8 protein-coding genes are annotated in these 11776 nt (G+C 70.7%); 5 read left to right on the top strand and 3 right to left on the bottom strand.

All coding sequences use genetic code 11. From position 1 onward, the window contains the following. Nucleotides 1-254 precede the first annotated feature (254 nt). On the top strand, nucleotides 255-1784 hold the full coding sequence (locus tag ACQP1K_RS08825; protein ID WP_433500377.1) for an MFS transporter: 1530 nt from the start codon (nucleotides 255-257) through the stop codon (nucleotides 1782-1784). 46 nt (nucleotides 1785-1830) lie between these two features. After that, nucleotides 1831-2616 (top strand): DoxX family protein, encoded by a 786-nt coding sequence (locus tag ACQP1K_RS08820; protein WP_433500376.1) that lies wholly within the window; start codon nucleotides 1831-1833, stop codon nucleotides 2614-2616. On the opposite strand, the gene ACQP1K_RS08815 is transcribed toward ACQP1K_RS08820, so the two are convergent. The 3 genes from ACQP1K_RS08815 to ACQP1K_RS08805 form a co-directional block, all read right to left on the bottom strand. Next, on the bottom strand, nucleotides 2617-3618 hold the full coding sequence (locus ACQP1K_RS08815) for a LacI family DNA-binding transcriptional regulator (protein ID WP_433500375.1): 1002 nt from the start codon (nucleotides 3616-3618) through the stop codon (nucleotides 2617-2619). It abuts the gene before it with no gap. Continuing rightward, entirely contained in the window at nucleotides 3615-6392 is a 2778-nt protein-coding gene (locus tag ACQP1K_RS08810) for a glycoside hydrolase family 3 C-terminal domain-containing protein (protein ID WP_433500374.1), read from the bottom strand. The genes ACQP1K_RS08815 and ACQP1K_RS08810 overlap by 4 nt, the downstream gene beginning before the upstream one ends. A gap of 256 nt (nucleotides 6393-6648) precedes the next feature. Beyond that, nucleotides 6649-7860, bottom strand: a complete 1212-nt coding sequence (locus tag ACQP1K_RS08805) for an ROK family protein (RefSeq protein ID WP_433500373.1) — start codon at nucleotides 7858-7860, stop codon at nucleotides 6649-6651. Nucleotides 7861-8072: 212 nt separating this feature from the next. Here ACQP1K_RS08805 and ACQP1K_RS08800 point away from each other — a divergent pair, with 212 nt between their 5' ends. From ACQP1K_RS08800 to ACQP1K_RS08790, 3 genes are read left to right on the top strand one after another with little or no spacing between them, the layout of a single operon-like run. After that, a complete protein-coding gene (locus ACQP1K_RS08800) occupies nucleotides 8073-9743 on the top strand; it encodes an extracellular solute-binding protein (RefSeq protein ID WP_433500372.1) in 1671 nt (556 codons plus the stop codon). Nucleotides 9744-9745: 2 nt separating this feature from the next. After that, entirely contained in the window at nucleotides 9746-10777 is a 1032-nt protein-coding gene (locus tag ACQP1K_RS08795; RefSeq protein WP_433500371.1) for an ABC transporter permease, read from the top strand. Next, the gene (locus ACQP1K_RS08790) at nucleotides 10774-11685 is read left to right on the top strand and encodes a carbohydrate ABC transporter permease (protein ID WP_433500370.1); all 912 of its coding nucleotides are present in this window, start codon (nucleotides 10774-10776) and stop codon (nucleotides 11683-11685) included. The genes ACQP1K_RS08795 and ACQP1K_RS08790 overlap by 4 nt, the downstream gene beginning before the upstream one ends. Nucleotides 11686-11776: the final 91 nt, after the last annotated feature.

The raw sequence follows: 11776 nt of genomic DNA, 5'->3' as shown, positions 1-11776 counted from the left end.
CCCGGTTATACCGCAAGCAACGGGGGAATGGTTGGATCCGGCGCGCGCGTGTGCGCGCCGCGACGGCCCCCGCACTCGGCCCGGCGATATGTACCGGACATCACCGGAAGGGCTGAGAGATCCCCTTCCGATGGCCTAAGCTGCGGACGCGTATCCGAGCGGGCCCTCTCAGATACGGGAGGAGGAGTACTGAACGGCCTATGATCATAGTCGGGGTTGAGACCGAGTCCGGCGCTGTCCGCACTGGAGGCGTCGTGCGAGAACGCCGGGTGAACCGGTGGCCGGTCCTCGTGCTGCTCTGTTTCAGCCTGCTCCTGGTCGCCGTCGACGCGACGGTGCTGCACATCGCGGTGCCCGCGCTGACCGCCGCGCTGGAGCCGTCCGCCGTTCAGCTCCTGTGGATCATCGACAGCTACTCCCTGGTCGTCGCGCCGCTGCTGATCACGTTCGGCACGCTGGGCGACAGGTACGGCAGACGGCCCTTCGTGCTCGCCGGCTACGTGGTGTTCGGTCTGGCCTCGCTGTCGGCCGCGTTCGCCGGCAGCCCGCTGGCGCTCATCGTCTCCCGCGCCTTCCTCGGCGTCGGCGGCGCCATGATCATGCCGGCCACACTGTCGATCATCAGGCAGGTGTTCACCGACCGGCGGGAGCGGGCCATCGCGCTCGGCGTCTGGAGTGCCGTGGCGGCGGCGGGAGCCGCCGTCGGCCCGCTGGTCGGCGGCGTCCTGGTCGAGCATCTGTGGTGGGGCGCGGTGTTCCTCATCAACGTGCCGCTGCTCGTCATCCTGCTGCCCGTGGCCGTATGGATCATCCCGCCGTCGCCGCGGCGGCCGGACCAGCCGTGGGACGCCACCAGCGCCGCCCTGTCGACCCTCGGCATCCTGGCCGTGGCGTTCGGGCTGAAGGAGGCCGGGACCGGGCACATGATCGGGCGCGACGCGTCGATCGCCGTGCTCCTCGGCGGCGTGGCGCTGCTGGTCTGGTTCGTACGGCGCCAGCGCGGGCTCGCGATCCCGCTGCTGGACATCCGGCTGTTCCGGCAGCGGGGATTCTCCACCGGCGTGGCCTGCGTGGCACTGGCGATCTTCGCGCTCGTCGGGCTGGAGCTCATGCTCGCCCAGTACCTCCAGCTCGTGCTCGGCCTGTCGCCGACGGCGGCCGCCGTCCGCATGCTGCCGTTGATGGTCGCCGCCGTCGCCGGAGGTCTTGCCGCCGCGCACGTGCTGCAGCGCGCCGGCGTGCGGGCCACGATCAGCGGCGGGCTGGCGCTCACCGCCCTGTCCCTCACCCCCGTCCTGACCTGGGGGACGGAATCGCATCCCGTCATGCTCGCGCTGTGCTTCGTGGGCATCGGGTTCGGCGTCGAGGTCGCGCTGCTCGGCGCCTCCGACGTGATCATGGCGTCCGCCCCGGAGGCGCGGGCCGGCGGTGCCGCGGCCATCGAGGAGACCGCCTACGAACTGGGCGCCGGGCTCGGCATCGCGGTGCTCGGCACGATCACCACCATCATCTACGCGCCGGCCCTCGGCACCATCGCCGGTGTGCCCGAGCGCCTGATGGCCCAGGCCCGTGAATCACTCGCGTCCGCCGCCCACGTCGCGCACGAGACCGGGGACGGCGCCACGGGCGAGACGCTGCTGAACGCGGCACGCGCCGCCTTCGTCACCGCCCTGCACTCCACGGTCCTCGTCAGCGTGGCGATGCTCGCCCTCACCGCGCTGGCGGTGGCCGTGTTCATCCCCCGCCCGCCCGGCGCCGAGGAGCCGGAACGGGTTCCCGCGTAGGACGCGCGACCCAAGGGCGACCCCCTCACTCCCAGGGACAACCATCGTGAAGAGAAGCCTGCAAGACCTGGCCGCGCTGACCGCCCGACTCGGCGTCGGCGGAATCTTCTTCGTCAACGGCTGGCACAAGCTCGAGGCCGGCCTCACCTCGACCGGGGCGCAGTTCGCCGAGTTGCAGGCCCCGATGCCCGGACTGTGGGCGGCCGCCACCATGCTGATCGAGATCGTCGGCGGCACGCTTCTGATCGCGGGCCTGGCCGTACCGGCGGTCGGGCTGCTGCTGTTCGCCGAGGCGCTGGCCGTGTTCGTGCTGACGGCCGGCGACCCGGGGCTGCCGCTCACCGGCGGCGACATCCGGCTGATCGTGGCGCTCGGGGCGGCGTCGGTGCTGCTGGCCGTGACCGGCGGCGGGCGCGCTTCCGTCGACCACATGGTGGTCATCAAGCGGCGCGAGGCGGAGGAGGCCGGCGACCTCGCGGCGGACACCGAGGCCGACGCGGTCATCGCCTCGCTGCGCGAGCCCCATGACAGCGGACCCCGTGACAGCGGACCCCGCGGAAGGGAATCCCACGGCACCGGCGGATCGGACGCCGCCGCACCCACGAAGACCGAACCCGGGAAGACCGAAACCGCGAAGACCGAAACCGCGAAGACACGGCCGACGGACATGGAACCGGCGGGCGTCAAGCCCGCGAAGACCGACCCGGCGAGCACTGAATCCACGAACGTCGAGCCCGCGAACGGCGAATCCGGGGCGGGCGCGCCGCCCGCCGGCCCCAGGGCCCGCGTCCGGAAGAGCAGACGCGCCGGCGGCGAGGGAAGCGAGCCATGATCAGGCCGTGCTGTCCCGGACCGTCAGACGGGGTTCGAGCAGGGTCGACTCCGGTACGGCCTGGCCGTCCAGCTTCGCCATCAGCAGCCGCACCGCCTGACGCCCGACGTCCTCGGCCGGGATGAGCACGGAGGTCAGCGCCGGGCTGGTCCGCTCGGCGACGTCGTCGGGGCAGATCGCCACGACCGACATGTCGCCGGGCACCCGCCTGCCGAGCATGCGCAGCGCGGCCAGCACGTGGCCGACCGCCGCCTCGTTGTGCACGACCAGCCCCGAAAGGTCGGGGTGCTCGTCGAGCAGCACCTTCACGGTCGCGTGCACCTCGTCGAAGGACTCCTCGCACGGCCGAGCCCACGCCTCGGCCCCGTGCCGCCGCGCCGCCTCGACGAACCCCGCCAGCGTGCGCTCGGCGAAGCCGGTTCCTCTCTCATAGACCACATGCGGGGCGCCGAGCAGCGCGACCTGCCGATGACCGAGATCGGCGAGATGCTCGGCGCACAGCGCTCCGGCACGGGCGAAGTCGAGGTCGACGCAGGTGAGCCCGGACGGGTCCGCGGGAAAACCGATCAGCACACTCGGTTCGACCAGCTCGCGCAGCAGCGGCACACGGGTGTCGTGAATCTCCACGTCCATCAGCAGCAGCCCGTCGACCAGGGCGCTGGCCGCCACCCGGCGCAGCCCGTCCGGCCCTTCGTCGGCGGTCATGAGCAGCACGTCATGGTCGTACTGTCTGGCGGTGGTCACCACGGACGTCGCGAACTGCATGAGGACGGGCAGGTTCATGCCGGAGCGGAGCGGGAGCACCAGGGCGATCACGTTGGCCCGCTTGCTGGCCAGGGCGCGCGCACCGGCGTTGGGGTGGTATCCGAGGGCGCGCACGCTGTCGAGCACCCGCCGCCTGGTGGTCGCGGAGATGGCCCGTTTGCCGCTCAGCACGTACGACACGGTGCTGACCGCGACCCCCGCGTGCTTGGCCACGTCGGCTATCGTGACCGTCCTCACCGGGCGAACTCCAGCGTGCTCACCGTCACCCCTTCGCTCTCGAACACGACATAAAGATCGCGCACTCCCGCGGTCTGCGCCAGCGACGTGCCGACCTGGACGAAATCGTGCCGGTTCGCCGTGGGCGGCACGGTCACCGCCCCGATCGCCTCCCCGCACAGCGGGTCGTCGAGACGGAGCGTGAGCACGCCGCCCTCCGTGCTCGACACGCCCAGCACGCATCCGGACGGACCGGCGCCGGCGTCCCCGAAATCGGCGTCACGGAACACGATCCAGGCTCCCGCCTCCGCGGCCCGGACCGCGTCCCCGGCGTCGATCGCGGCGGCGCACAGCACGACCCCCTCGTACTCGTCGTTGTCGGCCGCGCTCAGAGCTCCCCGCCCGGTCGACGCGGTCAGCGCGCGGGGCGGGATCGTCTCGCCGTTCACCCGCAGCGGCGCGCACAGGCGGATGTCCCGCGACGACCGTCCCACCCGCACCTTGTGCGGGGCGTCCTCCAGTACGAACCGGCCGCGGGTGACGTCCCAGATCGCCAGCTCGGCGACCGGGATCTCCACCGACACCGTACGGCTCTCGCCCGGCGCGAGCCGTACCCTGCCGAACCCGCGCAGCCGCGCGAGCGGCTGCTTGACCCGGGAGCGCTGCTGACGGGTGTAGACCTGCACGACCTCCTCGCCCTCACGGTCCCCCGTGTTGGTCACGGTGACCGTCACGGTCAGCGTGTCGCCCTCGGCCACCTCGGCCGCTGACAGGGTCAGATCCGAGTAGGCGAAGCTCGCGTAGCCGAGACCGTGCCCGAACGGGTAGAGCGGTCTGCCCCGGAAGTAGAGATAGGTGGCCTCCGTCGTGACGATGTCGTAGTCGAGCAGGTCGGGCAGATCGGCGGCCGAGCGGTACCAGGTCTGGGTGAGCCGCCCGCCGGGGTCCTCGTCGCCGAACAGCACCTCGGCGAGCGCGTTGCCGTACTCCTGCCCGCCGTGCGCGGACCACACGACAGCGGGCAGATGCTCGTCGGCCCAGGTCACCGCGAACGGGTAGCCGCTGCTGAGGACGAGCACGGTCGCGGGATTGGCCGCGTGAACCGCCCGCAGCAGCGCCTCCTGGCGGGCGGGCAGCCAGAGATCGGCCCGGTCCTCGGTCTCGCGGCCGTTCACGAGCGGGTGGTCGCCCAGCACGACGACGGCGACGTCGGCCCCGGCCGCCGCCTCCGCCGCCCTGGCCGTGCCGGACGCGACCGGCTCGACGGTCAGCACGGCGGCCTCGTCCGGGTCCTCGGTGATCCGGGCGACGCCACCGTCGACGGCGACGTACCGGCCGGTGGAGATGTGCCGCAGCACGACGCCGCGCGGCCGCTCCTCCATGCGGAACGTCTGCCGCACCTCCCAGCCGTTCGGCCCGGGCTGGTCGCTGACCAGGACGCCGTCCTCCCCCACGGACAGGTGCAGCCCGTTGGCAGCCGACCGGAAGGCGAGCGCCCCGCCACCCCAGTCGAACACGTCGAACACGCCGATCGGGCCGCTCTCCGCGCGCAGCGCCACCCGGTCGACGCCCTCGCAGTAGACGACCTCGCACCGTTCGGCCAGCGCGCCGCGCACCGTGATCTGGTACGGCAGCGTGCCGCTGTACCAGTCCTCCATCAGGTGGTCGGCCAGCGGGCCGATCACCGCGACCGTCTTGGGCGAGGCGAGCGGGAGGATGCCGTCGTTCTTGAGCAGCGTGATCGACTTCCTGGCCGCCTCCCTGGCCAGGCGCCGGTGCTCCGGGCTGTTCACGACGTCCTGCGTGATCTGGTCGTACGGCGTGGCCGGGTCGAACTCGCCGAGCCTGACCCGGATCGACAGCAGGTGCCGGGCGGCCCGGTCGATGTCGCCTTCGGCGAGCAGTCCGCGGTCGAGCGCCGTGCGGATGTGGCCGAGGGTGGCGGCCGGATCGTCGTCGTCCTGGGTGAAGCTGTCCAGCCCGGCCTTGATCGCGTGCGCGTACGCCTCGGGCAGGTCCCGGTGGTAGGCCTGCATCCCGGTCAGGTTCGCCGGGGCGTAGGCGTCGCTGACCACCATGATGTCGTCGCGTGCCCAGGCGCGCAGCGCCGACTCGATCAACGGCGACAGATGGGCAGGGCGCCCGTTGACCAGGTTGTACGACGGCATCACGGCCACGGCGGCGCCCGCCTCGATCGCCGGGCGGAACGCCTTGAGCTCGTATTCGTGCAGCACCCGGGGCGGCAGCCCGCTGGAGGTGACGCACCGGTCGGTCTCGTTGTTGTAGGCGAGGAAGTGCTTCAGCGTGGGCGCGGTCTTCAGCACGCCGCTGCCGTCCGGGCCGCCGTCGCCGCACAGGCCGCGCGAGTAGGCGGTGCCCATGAGACCGGTCAGCCAGGGGTCCTCCGAGTAGCCCTCCTCGTTCCGGCCCCACCGCGGGTCGCGCAGCGGGTTGACCACGGGGGCCCACACGTTTCGGCCGACCGCCTGGGGGTCCTTGTGGTGGAAGGCCATCACCTCGTCCCCGGTGGCCGAGCCCACCCGCCGGACCAGCTCCGGGTCCCAGGTGCTGGCCAGTCCGACGGCCTGGGGGAACACGGTCGCCGGGCCGTGCCAGGCCAGGCCGTGCAGCGCCTCGGTGCCGGTGCGGAACGGCCGCAGTCCGAGTCGCTCCACCGGAGCCTGGTACTGGTGCAGCAGGCCGATCTTCTCCTCCATCGTCAGCCGGCCGAGCAGGTCGCGCACGCGCTCGGCGACGGGCAGGCCGGGGTTCCTGAAGGCCGGCGGTTCGTTCATCTGAAGACCTGCCCTTCGTGTCGAAGCGCTTCGAAGCAGGTGCGCCGAAGTGCCGGGTTGATGAGGCTGAGGGGAAGCGCCGGACGATCGCCGTTCGTCGAAGCGCTTCGAAAGGGTCACCGAGATTCGCGAGGGTGTCGTTTCGGGCTTATCCGGAAGAGTGCCTCCTGCACCGCCTTCGGTCAAGACCCATTCGACGGCCGCTTCACTGAGGCGCCCGCCTCACTGAGGTGGCGGCTTCACTGAGGCACCCGCCTCACTGATGGGACGGAAGGCGGCCGGAGTCGACCGAGTCCAGCACGCGGGCGGCCGCACCGAGGGCGGCCGCGCCGTACCCGAGGGTCGAGACCTCCAGCCGGCAGCCGCCTCCGCCGGGCGCGATGACCCGGCGGCGCATCTCCTCCTCGGCCCGGGCGACCAGCCACGGCGCGAGCGGGATGTAGTAGCCGCCGAGGACGATCACCTCGGGGTCGAGCAGGTTGGCCAGCACCGCCGCGCCCCTGCCCAGGTGGCGCCCGACGTCGTCCAGCAGCTCCAGGATCTCCGGCTCGCCGTTTCCGGCCCGCTGCGCGACCTCGTCGATCTCCGGCTCCAGTTCGGCGGGAGAGGCGTCCGGCGCGGTCAGGGACAGGATCGCGCCCACTCCCGCGACCGCCTCGAGGCAGCCCCGCCGGCCGCACCGGCACGGGCGGCCGGCAGGGTCGATCTCGATGTGGCCGATCTCCCCGCTGTAGCCCTGCCCGCCGCGCCTGAGCCGGCCGTCCAGGATGATCCCGGCGCCCACGCCGACCTCGCCGGTGAGGTAGACGAGGTCGGTCGCGTTCCCGTGCCGGCCGAACCGGTGCTCGGCGAGCGCGGCGAGGTTGGCCTCGTTGTCGACCAGCACGGGGAAGCCCGGGTCGCGCAGCGCCTTGGTGAGGTCGCCGCACAGGTCGGCGTCCCGCCAGCCGAGATTGGGGGCCACCCGGACCGAACCGTTCAGGTCGACCAGCCCGGGCACGGCCACGGTCAGGCCCAGGACCTGCCTGGCCTCCTTGGTCATCCGGCTGATCACCCGTCGTGCGATCGCCGCCACCGCGACCACCGCCTGCGCCGCCGTCGAGGTCGTGCCGGGGAAGGACCGCCGCCAGTTCACCAGCACCTCGCCCTTCAGGTCGACGGCGACCGCGCTGATGTAGTCGACGTTGACCTCGACCCCGATCGCGGCGTACGGCGAGCCGTCCAGGACGAGCATGGTGGCGGGCCGGCCGACCCGGTGCTCGGTCAGCCCGGTCTCGCGCAGCAGCCTGCGGTCGATGAGGTCGGCGACGAGGCTCGACACGGTGGCCTTGTTGAGTCCGGTCGAGGCGGCGATGTCGGCGCGTGAGCACGGCGCGTTCTCCCGTACGAACCGCAGCACGACGGCCAGGTTGGTCGCCCGGACATCGGCGAAGTCGGCCGGTTGGGGCCCGTTATGCGATGTGATCAAGAGTCGTCCCCGTTCCCGCTCGGCCTCATCTTCCGGTCGTTTCCCATAGATCTTCTTACCTGCCGCGGCCGCCCGGGCGGCGCCTCGCTACGGCAAAGATCAACGGGTCACTCCCTTGTGGCGACCGGACCCCTCGACTAGTTTGTTTGGCTGCCAGACTAACTAACTTTAACTCGGAAACTCTATCCGAATCCAGTGGAAGGGAGCGCGCCGTGTCACCATCCCCCGAAGGCGCGACGACGAGCCGGCGAGGTTTTCTCGGCATAGTGGGCGCCGGTGCTGTGCTGGCCGCCACCGGCGGTCTCACGGGCTGCGCCGCGAAGAAGGAAGTGTCGAAGGGCACGGCCGTCGCGGCGGACAAGCTCAATACGCTCGTGCCGAACCGGATCCCGTTCAGCGTACCGGGCCTCACCCCGGACCTCCCGGCCGCCGACTTCGTCGAGCCCGGGTTCCTGTCCAGGCCGGCCACGTTCGTGCAGGCGATCGCCGAGAAGCCGATCACCAGCGGCAAGGAGATCACCGCGATGACCCCGCTGTGGGGCAAGGTGCCTCCCGGGCTGGGCGGCAACGCCTACTACGACGCGGTCAACGAGCAGCTCGGCGGGGTCGTACGGTTCAACATCCAGGACGGCAACACCTACGGCGAGAAGCTCACCGCGATCCTGGCCAGCGGGGAGGTGCCCGACATGATCCAGATCCCCGGCTGGGAGGCCAACAAGATCGCGCGTTTCCCCGAGGCCGCCAACAAGCTCTTCGCCGACCTGTCCCCCTACCTGGCCGGCGACAAGGCCAAGGCCTACCCCATGCTCGCGGCCTACGACACCGCGGCCTGGCAGTTCGGCGTGTACGGCGGGGTGCTGCACGGCATCCCGTGGCAGAACGCGCCCTACGTGCTGCTGACGCTGGCACGCAAGGACATCCTCGACCAGCTCGGCCTGCCTATGCCGGCCAGCGCCGACGACCTGCTCACGCTGGGCAAGGAGCTGACCGACCCCAAGAAGAAGCGCTGGGCGTTCGGCGGCATGGACCAGGAGGTCCAGCGGGCGTTCGGCGTGCCGAAGGAGTGGCGCAAGCAGCCGGACGGCACGCTCGTCCACAAGTACGAGACCCCCGAGTTCGAGCAGCACATCGAGTTCATGGTCAAGCTGTTCGAGAGCGGCTGGGTGCACCCGGACATCGTCGCCAACAAGGACGCCGACAACAAGACGCCCTTCGGCGCCGGTCAGCTCGTCATCTACAAGGAGGGCCCCGGCGCCTGGCGCGAGCTGTACGGCACCTACCTGGCCGACAACCCCGAGCTGCGCATCGCCGCCGCCGATCCGTACCCGGCGAGTCCCGGCGGCAAGGTCATCATCTGGCGCAACGAGCCGGCCGGCATGTTCTGCTTCATCAAGAAGGGCCTGCCCGACGACCGGATACACGAGCTTCTCGGCGTCGCCAACTGGTGCTCGGCGCCGTTCGGGACGATGGAGAACGACCTTCTCAGCAATGGCGTCGAGGGCAAGCACTACACGATCAAGGACGGGCTGGTGCAGCGCACCGCGCTCGGCGAGAAGGAGGCCCAGCCCACCTACATGTTCCTGTCCGGCCGCCCCGGCGCGATCACCGAGTCGCAGTATCCGAACTACGTGCAGGATTACCACGGCTGGCAGACCAAAGCGGCGCACTTCATCGAGAACGACCCGTTCGTCGGCATCCGGGTGGAGATGCCGGCGAAGATGTCGGGGCTGGTCACGCCGACCGAGGACAAGATGCAGGAGATCTTCCGCGGCAAGCGGCCGATCTCCGAGTGGAAGCAGGTCGTCAAGGACTGGCAGGAGCAGGGCGGCAACGAGGCCCGGGAGTTCTACATGAAGGTCGCCCGGGAGAACGGCCGGTTGTGAGCATGACGACGGGATCCAAGGCTCGCGGATCCGGGGGCCGCGCAGCCCGGGATCGCAGAGACGGGGCTCGGCCCGACCTGACCCGGGCCGAGCCCTCCTCCGCACGCTTCTCCCCGCGCTCGACGGACCGGCGGGCCAGGCTGCGACGAGACTGGCCACTGCTGCTGATGGCCGCGCCGATGGTCGTGCTCGTCACGGCCTTCTGGTGGGTGCCGACGCTCGGCAACGCGATCGCGTTCCAGGACTACAACCCCTACAGCGGGGGCATCCTGGGCAGCCCGATCATCGGCTTCACCAACTTCGCACAGCTGTTCGGCGACCCGCAGTTCGGGCACGCGGTGGTCAACACCCTCGGCATCACCGCGTTCCAGCTCGTCTTCTACTTCCCGGTGCCGATCGCGCTCGCACTGCTGCTGAACAGCATCATGTCGCCGCGCCTGCGCGCCTTCGTGCAGGGCGTCGTCTACCTGCCGCACTTCTTCTCCTGGGTGCTGGTGGTCGCGATCTTCCAGCAGATGCTCGGCGGCGCCGGTCTGCTCGCGCAGATCCTGCGTGAGCACGGCCACGAGGGCATCGACGTCATGACGCACTCGGAGACGTTCATCCTGCTCGTCACCTCGCAGACCGTCTGGAAGGACACGGGGTGGGGGTCGATCGTGTTCCTGGCGGCGCTCAGCACGATCGACCCCCATCTCTACGAGGCCGCCGCCGTCGACGGCGCCGGGCGGTGGCGGCGGATGTGGCACGTCACGCTGCCGGGACTGCGTCCGGTGATCGTGCTCCTGCTGATCCTCCGCCTGGGCGACGCGCTGAACGTCGGTTTCGAGCAGTTCATGCTCCAGCGCAGCGCGGTCGGCAGCGCGGTTTCGGAGGTGTTCGACACGTTCGCCTACTACTCGGGTCTGCGCACCGGGGACTTCGGGTACGGCGCGGCCGCCGGTCTGTTCAAGGGACTGGTAGGACTGATCTTGATCCTGGTGGCGAACCGGGTGGCCCACTCGTTGGGCGAGCGGGGGGTGTTCTCCAAGTCATGAGCGCGATCGCGCAGAAACCCGGACGGGCGCCGTGGGAGGAGCCGGGGTCGCTCGCCGGGCGGCTCGGCAAGGGCGGCACGATAGTGGTCGTCCTGCTGCTGGTGCTCTTCCCCCTCTACACGATCCTGCTGACGAGCCTGTCGAGCTCGAAGACCGTCAACGAGGCGGGCGGGCTCGTGCTGGTGCCCGACGGCATCACGTTCGACGCCTACCGGCAGATCTTCTCCGACACCGTGGTGAGCCACGCGATCCTGGTCAGCACCGGGGTGACCGTGGTGGGCACCGCTTTCAGCCTCGGAGTCAGCGTGCTCGGCGCGTACGGACTGTCACGGCCGGGCTCGTTCCTGCACCGGCCGCTGCTGTTCAGCGTGCTGCTGATGTTCGTGTTCTTCCCCGGCCTGATCCCGACCTATCTGCTGGTCGCCTCACTCGGGCTCAAGAACGACTACCTGTCGCTGATCCTGCCGTCGGCGGTGTCGGCGTTCAACATCGTGGTGCTGCGGGCGTTCTTCATGAACATCCCGCACGAGCTGCTCGACAGCGCCCGCATCGACGGCGCCGGCGAGTTCCGCATCCTGTGGCGGATCGTGCTGCCGCTGTCGAAGGCGGTGACCGCGGTGATCGCGCTGTTCTACGCCGTGGGCTACTGGAACGCCTGGTTCAACGCCATGCTCTACCTGGACGACTCGGCCAAGTGGCCGCTCGCGCTGGTGCTGCGCGAGTACGTGGTCAACGCCGCCGCGCTGCCGGCGGGCACCGCCGGGGTCGCGTACGGCCAGGCCGCCCCGCCGACGCTGGCCATCAAGATGGCGATCGTGATGGTCGCGGTGGTGCCCGCTCTGATCATCTATCCGTTCGTCCAGCGCCACTTCACCAAGGGGGTCATCATCGGCGCCATCAAGGGCTGACCGCCTACGGCCTGGTCCCTCCACCCGGGGATGCGCCGGGAGGTGGCCGCCGTGTCCTTCCCCCGCGTCGGCGTGGCCCCGGCGAGGGTCC

This window comes from Sphaerimonospora sp. CA-214678, assembly GCF_050942215.1.
Lineage (GTDB): Bacteria > Actinomycetota > Actinomycetes > Streptosporangiales > Streptosporangiaceae > Sphaerimonospora.
Note: the sequence above shows the minus strand (reverse complement) of the source record. Positions and strands in the feature narration are given on the sequence as shown.